Origin of the sequence: Priestia sp. YIM B13486 (assembly GCF_042787865.1) — a bacterium.
GTDB classification, from domain to species: domain Bacteria; phylum Bacillota; class Bacilli; order Bacillales; family Bacillaceae_H; genus Priestia; species Priestia megaterium.
Genome location: NZ_JBHZOZ010000002.1, coordinates 228,066 through 245,324 on the forward strand (window position 1 = coordinate 228,066; position 17,259 = coordinate 245,324).

16 protein-coding genes are annotated in these 17,259 nt (G+C 37.2%); 10 read left to right on the forward strand and 6 right to left on the reverse strand.

Going from position 1 to position 17,259, the window contains the following annotated elements; translation table 11 throughout:
- Positions 1–3: 3 nt before the first annotated feature.
- Entirely contained in the window at positions 4–1,515 is a 1,512-nt protein-coding gene (locus ACFX4G_RS05380; protein WP_377573175.1) for a phytoene desaturase family protein, read from the reverse strand.
- Between the two features lie 136 nt (positions 1,516–1,651).
- Between ACFX4G_RS05380 and ACFX4G_RS05385 the strand changes: the two genes are divergently transcribed.
- Positions 1,652–2,755, forward strand: a complete 1,104-nt coding sequence (locus ACFX4G_RS05385; protein ID WP_377573178.1) for a glycosyltransferase family 2 protein — start codon at positions 1,652–1,654, stop codon at positions 2,753–2,755.
- The gene (locus ACFX4G_RS05390) at positions 2,752–3,210 is read left to right on the forward strand and encodes a glycosyl-4,4'-diaponeurosporenoate acyltransferase CrtO family protein (protein ID WP_026106557.1); all 459 of its coding nucleotides are present in this window, start codon (positions 2,752–2,754) and stop codon (positions 3,208–3,210) included. The genes ACFX4G_RS05385 and ACFX4G_RS05390 overlap by 4 nt, the downstream gene beginning before the upstream one ends.
- Before the next feature lie 2 nt (positions 3,211–3,212).
- Here the strand turns inward: ACFX4G_RS05390 and ACFX4G_RS05395 are convergent, their stop codons facing one another.
- The gene (locus ACFX4G_RS05395; RefSeq protein ID WP_013082868.1) at positions 3,213–3,665 is read right to left on the reverse strand and encodes a hypothetical protein; all 453 of its coding nucleotides are present in this window, start codon (positions 3,663–3,665) and stop codon (positions 3,213–3,215) included.
- Positions 3,666–4,335: 670 nt separating this feature from the next.
- Between ACFX4G_RS05395 and ltaS the strand changes: the two genes are divergently transcribed.
- From ltaS to ACFX4G_RS05410, 3 genes are all read left to right on the forward strand, one after another.
- On the forward strand, positions 4,336–6,273 hold the full coding sequence (ltaS, locus tag ACFX4G_RS05400; protein ID WP_377573181.1) for a lipoteichoic acid synthase: 1,938 nt from the start codon (positions 4,336–4,338) through the stop codon (positions 6,271–6,273).
- A 166-nt stretch (positions 6,274–6,439) separates the two neighbouring features.
- Positions 6,440–7,084, forward strand: coding sequence for a 5-bromo-4-chloroindolyl phosphate hydrolysis family protein (locus tag ACFX4G_RS05405; RefSeq protein WP_043982059.1), 645 nt, complete (start codon positions 6,440–6,442; stop codon positions 7,082–7,084).
- 24 nt (positions 7,085–7,108) lie between these two features.
- Positions 7,109–8,254 carry a toxic anion resistance protein gene (locus ACFX4G_RS05410; RefSeq protein WP_013056731.1) on the forward strand — a complete coding sequence of 382 codons (1,146 nt, stop codon included), beginning with the start codon at positions 7,109–7,111 and terminating at the stop codon, positions 8,252–8,254.
- A gap of 45 nt (positions 8,255–8,299) precedes the next feature.
- On the opposite strand, the gene ACFX4G_RS05415 is transcribed toward ACFX4G_RS05410, so the two are convergent.
- A complete protein-coding gene (locus ACFX4G_RS05415; RefSeq protein ID WP_377573184.1) occupies positions 8,300–8,875 on the reverse strand; it encodes a hypothetical protein in 576 nt (191 codons plus the stop codon).
- Between the two features lie 21 nt (positions 8,876–8,896).
- On the reverse strand, positions 8,897–9,406 hold the full coding sequence (locus ACFX4G_RS05420; RefSeq protein WP_377573187.1) for a hypothetical protein: 510 nt from the start codon (positions 9,404–9,406) through the stop codon (positions 8,897–8,899).
- 139 nt (positions 9,407–9,545) lie between these two features.
- On the opposite strand from ACFX4G_RS05420, the gene ACFX4G_RS05425 reads away from it, so the two are divergent.
- Together ACFX4G_RS05425 and ACFX4G_RS05430 are read left to right on the forward strand one after the other, a co-directional pair.
- Complete coding sequence (locus ACFX4G_RS05425) at positions 9,546–9,689, forward strand: hypothetical protein (protein ID WP_165575249.1); 144 nt, start codon at positions 9,546–9,548, stop codon at positions 9,687–9,689.
- Positions 9,690–10,457, forward strand: a complete 768-nt coding sequence (locus ACFX4G_RS05430) for a polysaccharide deacetylase family protein (RefSeq protein ID WP_377573190.1) — start codon at positions 9,690–9,692, stop codon at positions 10,455–10,457. It begins immediately after the preceding gene.
- Positions 10,458–10,496: 39 nt separating this feature from the next.
- Here the strand turns inward: ACFX4G_RS05430 and ACFX4G_RS05435 are convergent, their stop codons facing one another.
- Positions 10,497–11,975 carry a potassium/proton antiporter gene (locus ACFX4G_RS05435; RefSeq protein ID WP_043982063.1) on the reverse strand — a complete coding sequence of 493 codons (1,479 nt, stop codon included), beginning with the start codon at positions 11,973–11,975 and terminating at the stop codon, positions 10,497–10,499.
- Between the two features lie 165 nt (positions 11,976–12,140).
- Complete coding sequence (locus tag ACFX4G_RS05440; RefSeq protein ID WP_097823617.1) at positions 12,141–13,517, reverse strand: M28 family peptidase; 1,377 nt, start codon at positions 13,515–13,517, stop codon at positions 12,141–12,143.
- Positions 13,518–13,839: 322 nt separating this feature from the next.
- On the opposite strand from ACFX4G_RS05440, the gene ACFX4G_RS05445 reads away from it, so the two are divergent.
- From ACFX4G_RS05445 to ACFX4G_RS05455, 3 genes are all read left to right on the forward strand, one after another.
- A complete protein-coding gene (locus ACFX4G_RS05445; RefSeq protein WP_377573194.1) occupies positions 13,840–15,126 on the forward strand; it encodes an ATP-binding protein in 1,287 nt (428 codons plus the stop codon).
- 104 nt (positions 15,127–15,230) lie between these two features.
- Positions 15,231–15,599, forward strand: coding sequence for a hypothetical protein (locus ACFX4G_RS05450; protein ID WP_013082877.1), 369 nt, complete (start codon positions 15,231–15,233; stop codon positions 15,597–15,599).
- A 253-nt stretch (positions 15,600–15,852) separates the two neighbouring features.
- Positions 15,853–17,247 carry an L-cystine transporter gene (locus ACFX4G_RS05455; RefSeq protein WP_097823615.1) on the forward strand — a complete coding sequence of 465 codons (1,395 nt, stop codon included), beginning with the start codon at positions 15,853–15,855 and terminating at the stop codon, positions 17,245–17,247.
- Positions 17,248–17,259: the final 12 nt, after the last annotated feature.

The window sequence follows — 17,259 nt, forward strand, 5'->3', positions numbered from 1 at the left end:
TCATTATCCAATATCTTTTTGCATAGGAGGAATCTGAAAATCTTCATTAATTGCGTCCGCTGTAAGCTGACCAGATAATGTCACCATTGGCACGCCGCCTCCAGGGTGTGTAGATCCGCCTACAAAATAAAGGTTAGAAAGAAGCTGACTTCTTGCCGGAATTTTAAAACCTCCATTTTTCTTACGGTCAGTTGCTACGCCATAAATGGACCCGCCGTTAGCACCGTAAAGCTCCTGGATATCGTTAGGAGTAAACGTATATTCAAACTCAATGCTTGAACGTAAGTCTTCTAATCCCATTGCCTCAAGCTTTTTCAATACGACATCACGATAGCGGTCTTTTAATGCAGCCCAGTCGTCGCCTTCTTTTAAAGGAGGTACATGAGTAAGAACGAACAGGTTTTCTTTTCCTTCAGGAGCTTGCGTAGGGTCTGATTTAGACGATACGCCAATGTAAATTGTCGGATCCATGGCTACTTGACCTTTGTTAAAGATTGTATCAAACTCTTCTTTCTGATCCTTTGAGAAGAAGAAATTATGATGTTGAAGCTGCTTGTACTGTTTGTTAACCCCTAATAAAAGAACAAGGCCAGAAACAGTAGGTTCAAATTTTGCAAGCTGTTGAGTTTGCTTAGCTGCTTGCGCATGATTTTTTAATAAATAGCGGTAAGTTGGAATTGCTTCTAGATTAGATACCACAATATCTGCTGATAGATTCTCGCCATTTTCTAGTGTAATTCCAGTTGCCTTTGCTCCGTTTGTTGTAATTTCTTTTACCGGCGTATTTAGATGCACAGTGACGCCAAGTTCTTGAAGGAGCTTATCCATCGCTTCAGCAATTTTGTACATTCCGCCTTTTACGTAATAAATACCTAATCCTAGCTGAACGTGAGCAAGCTGTGTTAATACAGCCGGTGCATGATAAGGAGAAGAACCGATGTACATAATTAAAAAATTAAACAATTGACGCAAATGTTTGTTTGAAAAATATTTGCGTGTAGTAGCATCCATAGATCTCATTGGATCCATTTGAAGCAGTTCTTTTACCGTGTGCATCGTTCGTAAATCGTGAAGTCCAGATAAACTTTTTTTATAAAAACTTTTTAAGTTTGATTCATACATTTTATTTGCATAAGATAAATAGTCAAAAAAACCTTCAATGTCTTCTGGAGCAAGTTCTTGAAGCTGCTGAAGCATGCGAGGAAGGTCACTGGTCAAATCAATTTGTGTTCCATCTTGGAAAAAAGTTCTCCACTGAGGCTCAATTCGTTCTATTGTTAAGTAGTCGTGGATATTGCGGCCTGCACTGTCAAACAGCTGCTCTAGCACCCACGGCATTGTTAAAATAGAAGGTCCCGTATCGAAAGAAAATCCTTTGCCGCTGCGAATATTTAACTTACCGCCAATTCGCTCGCTTTTTTCAACGATTGTTACATCATATCCATCAGCTGACAGACGAATAGCAGCTGACAGACCACCTAAACCTGCGCCTACAACAATTACTTTCTTTTTCATCTTTTTCCTCCTTATAAAACAAAAGCGAGTTGTCAACAATGTGTATAAAATGACTTCACGCAAAATAAAAATAGGTCTACAACTTTTTATTTTGTCCAGTTTGCTAATTTTCATACGTGAAGGAAAGGAGAAAAGGATGTCTTTTTTACTGGTTGCTCTTGTCTTGACAGCTACGCTTGTCATCACTATCCCTACATTTAAACGTGTAAAAATAGTAAGAAACAATATGTCATGTTTGTCCATTATTATTCCAGCTAGAAATGAAGAAAGAAACCTTACCTTTTTATTGCAGTCACTCCAGTTACGGAACGCTGACTTTGAAGTGATTGTTGTAGATGACAACTCAACAGATAATACTGAGAGGGTAGCCAAAGCATTTGGCGTAAAAGTAGTGCAACCGGGCGCACTTCCAGCTGGGTGGCTAGGAAAGTCATGGGCATGCTGGAATGGAGCACGAGAAGCAAAAGGCTCGGTGCTTTTGTTTTTAGATGCTGATATTACAGTAGAGAAAGACGGAATTGAAAAAGTATTTTTCTATTATCAACAGCAAGGGGGTGTGCTGTCGGTTCATCCTTATCACCTTGTTAAGAGGCCTTATGAAATGCTTTCTGCTTTATTTCACTATGTTACGTTTGCATCGATTGGCGCGTTTCACCCCTTTAAAAATTGGAAAAGTCCTTCTGTCGGTTTCGGGCAGTGCTTGCTTTGCAGCGCAGCCTCCTACTTTCAAAGCGGAGGCCACGAAGGGATAAAAAAAGAAGTGGTTGAAAATATGGCGCTGGTTGAGAAAATGAACAAACAAGGTGAATTTATTACGTGTATGAGTGGACAGGGAGCTCTTTCCATGCGCATGTATCCAAATGGTATGAAAAGCCTTATAAGAGGGTGGAGTAAAAGTTTTGCTTCAGGTGCGGGGAAAACGGAAGCCATTTATTTATTTCTAGTAAGCTTGTGGCTTACTAGTATGATTAATTATATCCTTTTTTTACCTACTCTATGGAATCAACATGCAGGCTTGGCAATTAGCAGCTATATTTGCTATGTAAGCCTCTTATTTAATAGCTTAAGGAAAATAGGTTCGTTTACTTTTTTTTCTTTGTGCTTATTTCCTATTCATGTACTGTTTTTTCTGGGTCTATTCGTATGGTCTTTCGTCCAAACGGCGGTGAGAAAGCAAGTTAAATGGAAAGAACGCAGCATATCTATAGAAGAAGAAAAAAAGAAGAAAGTGATAAAATGACAGGTGCTCAGCTCTTAATTAATATCATGGCATGGTTTGTGATTCACATGTTGATCGCCTACAGATGCACAAAAATTTCTGCCTTTTATTTAAAGAAGGACCTTGCGCTGTTTAAGGTTCAAAGCTGGGAAACAGTTGGGATATATAAAAAATTCGGGGTGCACCGATGGAAAACGTGGCTTCCTGATGCAGGAAAGCTATTTAAACGAGGATTTTATAAAAAGAAATGGGAGAGTAGAACGAAGGAATATGCACAGCTTTTTTTAATTGAAACAAATCGAGCAGAGTTAACTCACTGGATCAGCATACTTCCTTCTATTCTTTTTTTTATATGGAACTCTCCTTCTATAGGTGTTTGGATGGTTATTTATGCGATTGTCGCAAACGTACCGTTTATTTTGGTTCAACGATATAATCGAATACGAATTCATCAAGTCGTTTTGAAACTCAAATGAAATTAATTCACGTGCCTTTGGCTCCGAGTAGGGGCCTCGGTTTTTATTTTTTTCTCCTTATTCGAAGACAACAACCTCTTGGATAAAAGAAAAAAAGAAGCAAAGGCGATATAAATACTAAAAAAGACTAAAAATCCCCATAAACCTGCTATGGCATCATCAAATTCCATATTGCCTCGGGTGGTAATTCCTTGCTGAATTTCAATGGCAAAAACTAAGACAAGCATAACGGTAAGGGTATAGATAAAAGAAATAGCTGTAATACTAAATTTCCACTTTGACAATAATTTAAAGATCATATAAACGCTTAAAAACGTGAGCAGTCCAATAATACCAATAATCCAGAAGTGAAGTTCTTTATCTGAAAGAGAAAATCCTAGTAAATAAAAAATATAAATTAATCCGTCGTGCAATACATTAATAATATTTGTAATGAAAACAATACATTCTTTCATTTTTTCTCCTTTATAAAAATGTAAGACGTTTAAACTTCTAGGTATACAAGCATGCATAGCCCATACTCATTCCAATTTTATATAAAAAATGCACTTTCTAGATCAGACGTTAAAGAGATCTGAAATTTCAAATAATATTTATAATTTATATTATAAACAAAAAGGTAAAAAAATAAAAATTTTCGATGCAAACTGACACATTTTTTTCAAATTTAAAGAAAGAAATAACTCAAAATATGTGGTTTACTGTAGAAAGAAAAGAAAATAAGAGGTATTAGTATAACAAATATTCACAAGCACTTTTATGCATTCTCTTGTAAAGGAGAAGGAAAACTAAGGCAAGTGTTAAATTTATATGTATAGTGGACAAAATAAAAAATAAATATAAAATAGTGAAACTTAAAGAGAAGCTGTCCGTATTAAATAGTGAGAAGAAAAAAAGCATAGGAAACATTTGTGTTTGAAAGCCGATATAGCTGGGAATAAGAAAGTAGTTATTTTCTCACGTTTGGTGAAAATTATACGTAGCGGTGTTGACAATTTTTTTTAAAGAGTTAAAATGTGAAAGAACAGATTAGCTCTCTTACATTTTTTGTAAGGGAGATTTCTTTTTACATTTACTATAAAAATAAAAGTGAGCTTAAATTTCAATAGAGACAGAGGTGGGAATATGAAACAGCTCATGACAAACGGTAAAAATATTTTTTCGAAACAGCTGCCGTTATTTCTAATTGCAGTTTTGTTGTTTTGGATTAAAACGTATACCGTTTATCGTATCGAATTTAACTTAGGGCTAGATAATTTTATGCAAAAGTTTTTACTTTTCATAAACCCAATTGGTTCGGCAATTTTCTTTTTTGCCATTGCACTACTATTTAAAGGGCGGGGAAAAGTACGAGCACTGCTTGGAATGAATTTTTTACTTTCATTCATCCTGTACGCAAATGTAGTATACTATCGCTTCTTTAATGATTTTATTACTGTTCCTGTATTGACTCAGTCAAACAACTTTGGTCAATTAGGCGGCAGTGCCATGGCTTTAATTAGCCCAACTGATATTTTATACTTCACAGATTTCTTTATTCTTTTAGTTTTAGTACTATGGAAAAAAGTTGACTTACCAGCAACAATTAGTCGACGTACTGTGACAGGTGTATTTTTATCAGGGATTTTATTCTTAAGTGCCAACATCGCACTAGCGGAAATGGATCGTCCTCAACTATTAACAAGAACATTTGACCGCAACTATTTAGTAAAATATTTAGGAACGTATAACTATACGATCTATGACATCATCCAGAGCTCGAAATCTTCAGCACAGCGCGCGCTAGCAGATAGCAGTGATGTGGCTGAGGTAGAGAACTATGCAAAAGCAACATATGCTGAGCCGAACAAAGAATATTTCGGTCAAGCAAAAGGCAAAAACGTCATCTATATTTCATTAGAGTCACTTCAGTCATTTATGATTGGTTATAAGTTAAATGGTGAAGAAGTAACGCCGTTCTTAAATTCACTACTAAAAGATCAGAACACAATGTATTTCGATAACTTCTTCCATCAAACAGGGCAAGGTAAAACGTCAGATGCTGAATTCATGATGGAGAACTCATTATTCGGCTTACCTCAAGGTTCTGTATTTACAACAAAAGCAAATAACACCTATCAGTCGCTATCTGGTATTCTAGATCAGCAAGGCTATACAACATCTGTGTTCCACGGAAATGGAAAATCGTTCTGGAACCGTGATGAAATGTATAAATCAATGGGTGTAGAAAAATTCTTTGATTCAGCTTATTACAATATGTCAGACGAAGATACGCTGAACTATGGTTTAAAAGATAAACCATTCTTTAAAGAATCAATGCCGTACCTAAAAGGCTTAAAGCAGCCATTTAGCGCGAAGTTCATTACGTTATCAAACCACTTCCCTTATCCGCTAGATAAGGAAGACCAAACGATTGGACCTCACAATACGGGAGATAAGTCAGTTGACCAATACTTCCAAACGGCTCGTTATTTAGATGAATCAATTAAGCAATTCTTTGAGGATTTACAGGCCTCTAGCTTAGCAGACAATACGATGGTCGTGATGTACGGTGACCACTACGGTATTTCTGAAAACCATAAGCGTGCAATGGGCAAAGTAATGGGTAAAAACATCAATGATTTTGAACAAGCTCAACTGCAGCGCGTACCATTATTTATTACTTCACCAGGCCTTAAAGGCGGCGTAAATCATACGTATGGCGGAGACGTAGATGTTCGTCCAACAGTGATGCATTTATTAGGTCTTGATACAAAAGACTATATTGACTTTGGTACAGACTTATTATCAAAAGAACATCAGCAAGTTGTACCTTTCCGTAACGGTGACTTTGTTACACCTAAGGTAACAAAAGTTGATCAGAAAGTGTATGACAACGCAACGGGCAAGCAGCTTTCAGATAAGGAAGCGAAACAGTATGATAAGTATGATGAACTAGTTAAGAAAAAGCTAGAACTATCAGATAAACTTGTTTACGGAGATTTACTCCGCTTTCATACACCAGAAGGGTTCAAACCAATTGAACGCTCGAAGTATGATTACAACAAGCGCGAAGATCAATAAAAAACAGGCAGCTTTTAATAGCTGCCTGTTTTTTTGTTTTGTGAAACCTTTAAAGGTTTTATCCGTATATAAATTATAACAGTAATCGTTTTAAGAGACGGGAAGACAATGGTATAATATGTATACGTTTAAAAGTTCGGTCACATTTGAGATAGGAGTGAAAGCGATGAAAGTCGTTCGAATCATAAAAAAGATTCTTGCCATTTGGGCAACAGGAGCAGTAGCCGTTCCGGTCAGCTATTTTGGATTTAGTACCACGATGACTCAATCCTTTGGCATTAGTATAGGAGTAATGGTCGTGATGAGCCTGTTTTTTATTATGAGCAGTGCTCGACGTCATTATCAAAATCCGTATAGAGAAGAAATTGCATACGTTCGTCATCAAGTAAAAGAGGCAAGAAAGCAATTAAGAACCATTGGAAGCTATCGTTTTAAAATTCGGTCTGTTCATATGTGGACAGAACTTTCTAAACTACACAAAGTAGGTAAAAGCATCATTGAAATGGTAGAAAAAGAGCCCGCACGATATAAAGATGTTCAGCCTTTTTTTACGAACTACTTACAATCAACGGTTACCGTCATTGAAAGGTATATGTTTTTATTATCAAAACCAACGAAAAGCATAGAAGTAAAAGAAAGTCTTCATGAAGCGGAAGACATGCTGCGCGGGTTATCGGGGAAGTATGAGCATTTATTAACAAATGCTCTTTCACAAGATAAGCTGACGTTAGATGTAGAGCTTAAAGTGCTAAAACAAGCATTTGAAGAAGAGCAGCCGTATATACCGACAGCTACTAATCGCACGAAGTAACGTAAATGCAAAGGATGGGATTTTATGATGAAAGAATATAATCAAAATCAATCGTTAGATGCGCTGCTTGATGATCCTTTTGCGTCGCCTACCCCGCAGGTACAATCGGACTCTCGCGCTGCAAAAAGAAACACATACGATGATTTGACACCGGAATATCAGGAAAAAGCACAGAAAATCGCAAATCAAATTGATTATAAAAATCAGCAGGCTATCTTACAGTATGGGGTAGCAGCTCAGTCAGAACTATCTCAGTTTTCTCAATCTGTACTACAGCATGTGCAAACGAAAGATACGGGACCAGTAGGAGATGTTATAGGAGATTTAATGAGTAAGATTCGCCAAGTGAATCCCGATGATTTTTCTGCAAAGAAAAAAGGAGTCATCGGTCGATTATTTTCAGGAGTCTCTAGGCCTATTCAAAATTTATTAACAAAATATCAAAGCATTAATGTTGAAATTGATAAAATTGCAGATAAGTTAGAGCGCTCAAAACAAATGCTGTATCGAGACATTACGATGCTAGATAGCTTATATGATAAAAATAAACAGTTTTACGAGGCGCTTAACGTCTACATTGCAGCGGCCGAATACAAGTTAGTGGCGCTGCAGAATGAAACGCTGCCCCAGCTTCAGCAAACAGCATCTCAAAAAAATGACTATTTGATGGCTCAGGAGGTCAATGATTTAAATCAATTTATCAATAGGCTAGAAAAACGAGTGCATGATTTAAAACTGAGCCGTCAAATTGCCATTCAAAGTGCACCGCAGATTCGATTAATTCAAGAAGTCAATCAGACCCTTGTGGAAAAAATTCAAAGCTCTATTTTAACAGCTATTCCACTTTGGAAAAATCAAGTAGTAATCGCAACCACTTTATTACGCCAAAAGAAAGCAATGGAAGCCCAAAAGCAAGTATCTAAGACAACAAACGACTTGCTTACTAAAAATTCAGAGCTGCTCAAGCAGAACACGATTGAAGTAGCTCGTGAAAACGAGGCGGGGATTGTCGATATCGAAACATTGAAAAAAACGCAGTCCGATTTGATTACCACGTTAGAAGAAGTGCTAAAGATACAAGAAGAAGGACGTACGAAGCGTACCGAGGCAGAATCAGAGCTGTATCAAATGGAAAAAGATTTAAAAACTAAACTATTAGATATGAAATAAAAAAAAGTCGGTTTACACACTTTGTAAACCGACTTTTTCTCTGTTTTATGCATTTTGAAGCGTTCTCGCCATTTCTAAAAACGGAGTTAAATCTCTTTCAGATTTAGGAGCAAAGATCGTTAATCGGAAAGGAGGGTGTTGATTTTGCTTTCGAACGAGAAAACCGTATGCGTTACTTTTATCATCTGATGCTTTGTACGCAGCTGCTATCTCTAAGTTATGGTGAATGAGGTGCGTATCAAGGGAAGCCACTTCTGAAAAGCCAGCTCTTAAAATTTTTTTTGTTTCTTTATTGAGCTCATCTACACTTTTATTTGGTGGAAACACTTCAATCCGCATCCACAAAGCATCATTTTTTTTGTTGTAAATGACATCTTTTCGTGGCTCTTCTTCTGTAAACTTGTATCCTTCTAGTACGTAAAGCGTATAGTTTTGATTGGTGCTTCTTTTAAGATAACCTACCTCTGTTCTGCTGCTTCCTTTGTAAGGATAGGTGAACTTTTGCTGTGGCAAGCGTTCTTTTGGAATTTCTTCTTGTGTGTTAATAAGCTCTTCACGAAAAGCAGTTGAGCAGCCACTCATCAAACATATAAAGCAAACAAGAAATATCTTTTTTTTCATAGCTGGCGTCCTTATCTATTTTCATTCATGCGTTTTTACTGAGTTAACAATTGAAATTAACTTTTTTTCATCATCAGAATTTTTAGCTGTAATCATCGTGATTTTTAAAGCAGGGTGCCCCTTTGTTTCTCTTAGTACATATAGCTTTGCCGTTTCTTTTTTACTCCCGGATGTAGATGCAAACACAACAGGCTGAATAAATAGGGATGTAGAAGAAATTTTTAACGATTTTCCAAACTGGTCATCAAATAATTCTTTTGAGCGATCTAGATATGATTTGCTTGTACTTTCTTTCCTGGAAAGGACTTCAATTCGCATCCACGTATAGGGAGTCTTGGTTGAAAAAAGAATATCTTTTCCATCCTCTTCTTTTTGAAGCGTATATTCATTGGGCAATGAAAGAGAATATCCTTGTTCGCTTACGGTCAGCTGCTGATGTTTCGTATTGCTTTCACTGACTGCTTTAACAGAAGGCAGTATAACCATGGTTGTGCTTATCATTAACAGAAAAGCTAAATGAAATTTTCGCATTTATATATCTCCTATTCAAAACGCTAGACAGCGTGTAGTTATTATAAAAAAATGTTTTCGCCATATTAGAACCCGTAGGTTTATTTTTGACTTTTTGGTAAAGCTAAAAACACAATCAATTAGTAATGGAGAGAAGACTATGAAAAACCGTAAATCAACTTCTGCAGCTAATCGCCGTCAACAGCGCGTGTGTTTAGGTGATGAACGATTATTTGCAGTTGGTATTAAAGCGTTTATTGACAATACGCATGAAGCACACCTAGACAAAAAAGGAGGTCATTGAGTGAAATGGTACTTGTCAATTATCATTATTGTTTCCATTAATTTCTATGGTATTCAGGCGGATGCTGCAAAGAAGAGCAGATTTTATTATGAAAAAAAAGGAGATATCGTGTGGGAAGTTCCCATGAAAGACGAGAAGTTAATTGCGCTTACATTTGATGATGGACCAGATCCTAGATATACGCCGACCATTTTGAATTTATTGCAAGAGTACGGTGCCAAAGCAACTTTTTTTGTAGTCGGAGATCGAGTCACGTCGTTTCCCAAGCTTGCTCAAAGAGAAGTTCGTGAAGGGCATGAACTTGCTAATCATACATATAGCCATTTGAAAGTAAGGGGCCAGGAAGTAGAGAGAATTGAACAAGAAATTGAAAAAGCGGATGAACGTATACAAGCTATTACAGGAATAAAACCTTACCTGTTTCGTCCACCTACTGGCTATTATGACGATCGGGTAGTAAAAGCTGCTAAAAATCAGCAGTATACCATTATTCTTTGGTCTTGGCATCAAGATACATTTGATTGGAGAAATCCAGGCGTAGGTAAAATTGTAAGTCAAGTGCTTGACCATGCCAGGTCAGGAGATATTGTATTGTTTCATGATACGGGAGGAGATCGAACCCAAACCATTGAAGCATTAAAACAAATTTTACCGAAGTTAAAGGAAGAGGGGTATAAATTTGTAACGGTCTCAGAACTTTTAAAACATCACCCCAATTATAAATCTCTTTATTTGATGCAACAGCAAAAACAGCACTCCGTTCAATAATCGGGTGCTGTTTTTCTCGTAAAGACTTTAACCAATTTTTTAACTAGTTTTTCCTTCTCTTTCGTCCCCATCAGACGTATTTTTTTGGAAAAATGCTTTTACTTTATCCCGTTTTTTCTTCGAAATAAGAATATATAATGTATCACCTGCAAAAATTTGTGTATTTCCTCTAGGGGTAAGTAGTTTATCATCTCGAATAACAGCAGTCACTAAAATGTCTTCAGGGAGGTGAAGTTCTTCAAGCGATTTTCCTGATATATCTGCATGTTCCACGAGCTTCAACTCAATCATTTCATTTTTGGTTTTGCCCATCGAAACAAGCTCGAGACTGTGAGGAACCGTCTCTTTTTCACCTTGAGAAAGGTTTAGAAATTTGGCTAAAGGAGCGATTGTTGCTCCTTGAAGAAGAGCGGAAGTTAAGACAACAAAGAAAACGACGTTAAAAATGAGCGTGCTGTTCTCCAAACCTGCCATCATAGGATAAGTAGCCAATACAATTGGAACAGCTCCTTTTAAACCGGCCCAAGAAATAAACAGTTTTTCTTTGGAAGAATATTTAGCAAACATCATCGAAAGAAATACGCCGAGTGGACGAGCGACAAACATAAGTAAAAGAGATAACAGTATACCCTGCCAAATGATATCTAGCAGTTGATTAGGAAAGACAAGAAGGCCGAGTAAAATAAACATTAAAATTTGCATCATCCATGCAAAACCTTCGTTAAAGCGGACAATTGTGTGACGATAAGTTAGATCTGCATTCCCTACTACCACTGCCATTACATATACAGCAAGTAGACCGCTTGCTTCTACAAATGTGGAAATTCCATAGGTTAAGGCGGCCAATGACAATGTAAGCACAGGGTAAAGACCTGAAGAATCCAAATTAATTCGATTAATAATCCAAACGGATGCTTTTCCGAGTACTAAACCAAGTACCAGCCCGATTCCCATTTGCCAAAAGAAATTAAGGATTAATGAGAGGATAGGAGAGTCCGGATGTTGAATTAATTCAATAATAGAAACGGTTAAGAAGATGGCCATCGGATCATTGGAACCAGATTCTGCTTCTAGCGTGGAGTTTAATTTTTGGCGGATATTCTGTGTCCCTAGTACAGAGAACACGGCTGCAGCATCTGTAGAGCCAACGATTGCCCCAAATAAAAAGCCTTCAAGCCAAGTAACACCTAAAATATATTTGGCAAGTACACCCGTTAAAACTGTCGTAATGAGGACTCCGAAAGTAGCTAATGAAACGGAAGGGCGAACAACGCGTTTAACATCTTTCCATTTGGTCTGCACGCCTCCATCAAAAAGAATAATGATAAGCGCTAATATTCCGAATCCTTGTGTTAAAAGAGCATTGTCAAAGTAGATGTAGTGGCTAACAACCATTCCTACAATAATAAAGAGTACAAGCGAAGGGACTCCAAGGCGAGTAGAGAACTTTGCAGTAAGTACCCCTATGACAAGGAGAATAGATAGTAAAAGAATTGAATGGTCTACCGTAAAATCCAAAAAATACACCTCTTTTGTTCAAAATTTTTATGTAAGCAATAAATGAGGTTCCTCTATAATAATTGTAGCATAATGGATTTAAAACCTTGAGAAATCTGCTTGTCAAAAAAAGAGATGCATAAACATCTCTTTTTTTGATCATGTATGAATAACAGGGACAGATTCTTATTTAACATCTTGCTCGTGATAAAGATGAGGAGCTTTAAATGTTGCTTTCTTTTTAACTGAAGAACCTTGTTGATCGGGACGGGAACGATCGTAAATAGCTGTTCCAACAATCTCAGCCACATCTTGAAGTTTTTCTTTGCTTATTTTATCAAGGGTATCTTCAGGCGTATGATACCAAGGTTCAGACGGACTGTGAATAAATAGAGCAGCCGGTATTCCTGCCTCTGCAAAAGGAACGTGATCACTGCGGCCGCCAGCTTGGAATGGCGTAGGTGATCCATTTAATCTTGTACTTGAAGCTTGAGCTAATTCTGTGACAAGATTTGGTGTTCCATCAGCTGTATTCATCACCAAATCTCCCGCATCTCGACTTCCCACCATGTCTAAATTAAACATTCCAACAATACGATTTTTCTCATCTTCAGATAGCTCACTAACATAATGCTCGGATCCTAGTAAGCCTACTTCTTCAGCTCCGAATGTAACAAATCGCAGTTCTGTATCAGTAGGAAGAGTTTTAAATACGCGAGCTAATTCAAGCACCATTGCTGTTCCAGAAGCATCGTCATTTGCCCCAGGCGCTCCGGCCACAGAATCATGATGAGCACCTACTACAATAATATCATTTGTTCCTTTTTTCTTAAAAGTAGAAGGTTTAGTAGCGGTTACATTATAAGATGTTCGCTCACTTACGACAGCTCCTTCAATTTTTACTGTACCTGAAGGCTTTTCGCCTTTTTGAATAGAAGTAAGAATCTTTTCACCTTCTTCTTTGGTAACAGCAAGAGACGGAATGTAGTTATCATTAGCGCCGCCAAGCGTTCCGCTTAGCTCACCGTCTGTATTATTAAAAATAATGACGGCTGCAGCCCCTTTTTCAGCAGCATTTAATACTTTTTCACCAAAAGTAATAGTGCCTCGCTGAACTAATACAATTTTACCTGTTACATCTTTGTTTGCTAAATTATCTTTTGTACCCAGCCCTCCATCTACAATTTCAGCAGTGACATTTCCATTGGTGCTATAAGTAAAAGTTGTTGGAGAGTAGCTGGTACCGTTTACGCTTAGTGAAAAACTAGCTGCCGGTGTGTAACCGGTAAAGGTAAAAGGCTCTACTGCGCTCTCATAGCCTAGTTTAGACAAACGCTTTTGAACAAATGTAGCAGCTTCGCGTTCAGCTTCAGTTCCTGCCACACGAGGTTTTTTTGAGAGATACGCAATGTCTTGATAAATTTTCTCAGCATTGATTTTTTTTAATACTTTTTGTTCAGAACTTTGATGGTGAGAAGCATTTGCAGAAGTAGAAGCTTGTACACTTGTAAAAGATAAAGTCAAACTTGTTGCTACAGCCAAAGAAATCACGGTTTTTTTCATTAAAATCCCCCTAAATTTATCGATGTAGTTGGTACTAATAGAATTTACAATATTAAGAAAATACAAAAAAGAGTATTATTACCTAAATGTTCCAGGATACTCCGTATCTAAATTCCTATTTTGATAGAGAAAATAATTCAAATAAAATGAAAATGTGGAAACAACTAAAGAGGATAAAAGAAACTGTGTCAAAAGTAATAAAAAAAGGTATTAGATAAGAATAAAAAAATAAGGTAAACTAGTTTAAAAGTAAGAAGAATATTCAGAACTTAATTGATGAGACATAGAGAGTATTCACTTAAAAAACAAAGGCTGGTGGGAAATGTTGATAAAAAATAGGGAGGGTGTACGAAAAGCAGCGGCGGTAGCGGGTCTTCTGCTTGTAGGGGTGTACATCGTCTTTCAAACAATGGCATTTTTTAAAGGAGCATATGCTCTTAGCAGTTTGATAAAAGATAGTTTACTAGTGGGCGTAACGGCTGGAACGTTTTATTTACTTCATAAGCGTTCGGTTCATACCCAGGTGTCTGATGAACAGTATCAGCTTGCTACATTAATAAATTCAATGCCAGATTTTATTTGTTTCAAAGATGGGGCTGGCAAATGGGTGGCGGTGAATGATTTTGGAAGAGAACTTTATCATTTAAAGGGTATTGATTACAGGGGTAAAACCGATGCAGAACTTGGGGAGCTTGTCCCTTTCTTTCAAGCTGCTTTCTTACACTGTATTTCATCGGATGAAGAAGCTTGGAGGAAAAAGGAAAAGGTACGTACGGAAGAAGCGTTTGAAATACCAAACGGCGAGGTCAAAACATTTGATGTTATTAAAGTACCTGTGTTTTTTGATGATGGCTCAAGAAAAGCTCTTATCACAATTGGACGAGATATCACTCAGCAAAAGCTTGCAGAAGCGCTTCTGATAAAAAAGGAAAAGCTTTCTGTAGTAGGCGAATTAGCTGCTGGAATTGCTCATGAAATTAGAAATCCGCTTACGAGTATTAAAGGGTTTGTTCAGCTCATGAAAGAAACAGACCGATCCGCAATAGGGTATGCTAACATCATGCTTGATGAGCTGGAACGAATTAATGGTATTGTCAGTGAAATGCTCCTTTTGTCAAAACCTGAAAGTGAACATTTTCGCGTGTTTTCTCTTACAGAAGCGGTTAAGTATGTAATGAGTTTAACTTCCCATGAAGCTTTATTGAAAAACATTGACTTCTTATACGATGAACAAACAAATAACGCTAGTGTGTATGGAAATAAAAATCACCTTATTCAAGTATTACTTAATGTTTTTAAAAACGCAATTGAAGCCATGGATAGGCCTGGAAATATTTACATTACAATCAAAACAGCGCAGGGTAACCATATTTTTATAGAAGTTAGAGATGAAGGAGTAGGAATTTCTAAAGACCGTCTAGAACATATAGGAGAACCGTTTTTTACTTTAAAAGAAAAAGGAATGGGGCTTGGATTAACAATCAGCTCCAAAATTATTCATGATCATCACGGTACCCTGCAGATTGAGAGTGAACAGAACAAAGGGACGATTGTTAAAATCCGACTGCCTCTGTATGTCGAAGATACGGCGGTTTTTGCAAGCAAATGAAATGTTGTAAACGAAAAGTAATGAAAACGTCATCCATTTCTTATTGCTAAACGCAGCCGTACATGATGTAATAAAAGAAACGAACATGTCAGGAAGGTAGCAAAATGAGACGTGCAGATCAAAAAATTATATTACCGTATACACCGGAAAATTTAAGAATGCTATTGCTTCAAGTATGTGACGGAGAAAATCCGTTTTCCCATCAGGACCTTACGTATTGGTGTGATAAATATACTCTCCATTATTATGAGTATGAAGCGGATGAAACGCAGTGGATGAATGATATGCAGCAGACAGATAATAGACAAGATCTAGCTAAATCCTATGCCATTGCTAAAGATATTGGCTGGCAGTGGTACTTTTATATGGCTAGAGGGACGACGCTATCTGATATTCAATATGTCGAGCTTCACGAACTAGAATTACCCAGACATTTGTTTGTAAAATGGCTAAATGAATTATATGAAATGTAATCCTATATATGAATTGTAGTACATCCGGTGTAATGAAAGAAAGACCATCTCTGGTAACTGGGCAAAAGACCACTGAAGTACATACAAGCGTAAAATAGAAAGCTAAGGAAAATCCTTAGCTTTTTTGTTTTGTCAAAATTATTCAAAAAAACTGTCTTCAGGAAAAAACATAAAACCTAGTTGACTTATTGGTATTGTTATATTATAAGTAATAGAGACATGATTTATGGAAAAAATTACAGGGGGAACATCTATGAATAACTTATTAGTCATCATAAACATCCTCATTATGCTCGCATTGCTTGCGGGGCTGTTTATGATGCAGAAAAAGCATGTATCATTTTCAAAGCGTGTGTTTACAGCGCTTGGACTAGGGATTATTTTTGGCTTTGCTCTTCAGTGGGTGTATGGTCCGACTCATGAAGTAACGATGACGACCGCCGATTGGTTTAGCATTGTAGGAAGCGGATATGTTAAGTTTCTGCAAATGATTGTTATGCCGCTTGTATTTGTATCGATTGTAGCGGCATTCACTCGCTTAAAACTGACGAGCAATATTGGAAAGATTAGTAGTTTAATTATTGGAATTTTGCTTGTCACAACAGCGATAGCAGCTGCAATTGGTATTTTTACAACAACGAGCTTTAATTTAGAATCTGTCCAAATTACAAAAGGGGAAGCGGAACTTCAGCGCGGAGAGGACTTAGAAAATAATTTATCTAGTTTAGAAGCAAAAACAATCCCGCAGCAAGTAGTAGAATTATTACCTGCTAACCCGTTTCTTGATTTAACAGGCGCACGTTCAACTTCCACGATTGGAGTTGTCATCTTTGCGGCATTTGTTGGAATTGCGTATTTAGGCGTGAAGCGTAAAAAGGCTGAGGAAGCGGCGTTATTTTCAAAAATTATTGATACGCTTTATGCAATTGTAATGCGTGTAGTGACGCTAATTCTTCGGTTAACTCCTTATGGAGTACTCGCAATTATGACCAAAACAGTAGCAACGAGTGATATTGATGCAATTGTTAAACTTGGAAAATTTGTTGTAGCATCCTATGTCGCATTGGCAGCTATGTTTATTGTTCATTTAGTTATTCTAACAATCATCGGTGTAAATCCGATCACATATGTTAAGAAAGTATTTCCTGTATTGGCTTTTGCTTTTACCTCCCGTACAAGTGCTGGAGCATTACCTTTGAATGTTAATACACAAACAAGACAGTTAGGGGTTCCAGAAGGAATTGCGAATTTCGCAGGTTCATTTGGTCTTACAATTGGTCAAAACGGATGCGCTGGAATATATCCAGCTATGTTAGCCGTTATGATTGCACCAACGGTAGGTATTGATCCCTTAACGCCTTCATTTATTTTCACGTTGATTGCCATTGTAGCAATTAGTTCGTTTGGCGTAGCAGGCGTTGGCGGAGGAGCGACATTTGCGGCTTTACTTGTATTATCTTCTATGAATTTGCCCGTAGCGCTAGCAGGCTTATTAATTTCAGTAGAGCCATTGATTGATATGGGGCGTACGGCGCTTAATGTAAGTGGAAGCATGACAGCCGGAGTCGTCACTAGTAAATTAACAAAAGAGCTAGATACAAACGTATATAACGATCAAACTATCTCACCTGAAACAGCAGAAGTGTAAAAGAGATACGTC

Bases quoted from the DNA above. Each gene is read 5' to 3' on its own strand.
- ACFX4G_RS05395 (WP_013082868.1), bottom strand. From the start codon at position 3,665: ATGAAAGAATGTATTGTTTTCATTACAAATATTATTAATGTATTGCAC.
- ACFX4G_RS05440 (WP_097823617.1), bottom strand. From the start codon at position 13,517: ATGAAAAAAACCGTGATTTCTTTGGCTGTAGCAACAAGTTTGACTTTA.
- ACFX4G_RS05380 (WP_377573175.1), bottom strand. From the start codon at position 1,515: ATGAAAAAGAAAGTAATTGTTGTAGGCGCAGGTTTAGGTGGTCTGTCA.
- ACFX4G_RS05410 (WP_013056731.1), top strand. From the start codon at position 7,109: ATGATGAAAGAATATAATCAAAATCAATCGTTAGATGCGCTGCTTGAT.
- ACFX4G_RS05450 (WP_013082877.1), top strand. From the start codon at position 15,231: ATGAGACGTGCAGATCAAAAAATTATATTACCGTATACACCGGAAAAT.
- ACFX4G_RS05420 (WP_377573187.1), bottom strand. From the start codon at position 9,406: ATGCGAAAATTTCATTTAGCTTTTCTGTTAATGATAAGCACAACCATG.
- ACFX4G_RS05405 (WP_043982059.1), top strand. From the start codon at position 6,440: ATGAAAGTCGTTCGAATCATAAAAAAGATTCTTGCCATTTGGGCAACA.
- ACFX4G_RS05385 (WP_377573178.1), top strand. From the start codon at position 1,652: ATGTCTTTTTTACTGGTTGCTCTTGTCTTGACAGCTACGCTTGTCATC.
- ACFX4G_RS05425 (WP_165575249.1), top strand. From the start codon at position 9,546: ATGAAAAACCGTAAATCAACTTCTGCAGCTAATCGCCGTCAACAGCGC.
- ACFX4G_RS05455 (WP_097823615.1), top strand. From the start codon at position 15,853: ATGAATAACTTATTAGTCATCATAAACATCCTCATTATGCTCGCATTG.
- ACFX4G_RS05390 (WP_026106557.1), top strand. From the start codon at position 2,752: ATGACAGGTGCTCAGCTCTTAATTAATATCATGGCATGGTTTGTGATT.
- ACFX4G_RS05415 (WP_377573184.1), bottom strand. From the start codon at position 8,875: ATGAAAAAAAAGATATTTCTTGTTTGCTTTATATGTTTGATGAGTGGC.
- ACFX4G_RS05445 (WP_377573194.1), top strand. From the start codon at position 13,840: ATGTTGATAAAAAATAGGGAGGGTGTACGAAAAGCAGCGGCGGTAGCG.
- ltaS (WP_377573181.1), top strand. From the start codon at position 4,336: ATGAAACAGCTCATGACAAACGGTAAAAATATTTTTTCGAAACAGCTG.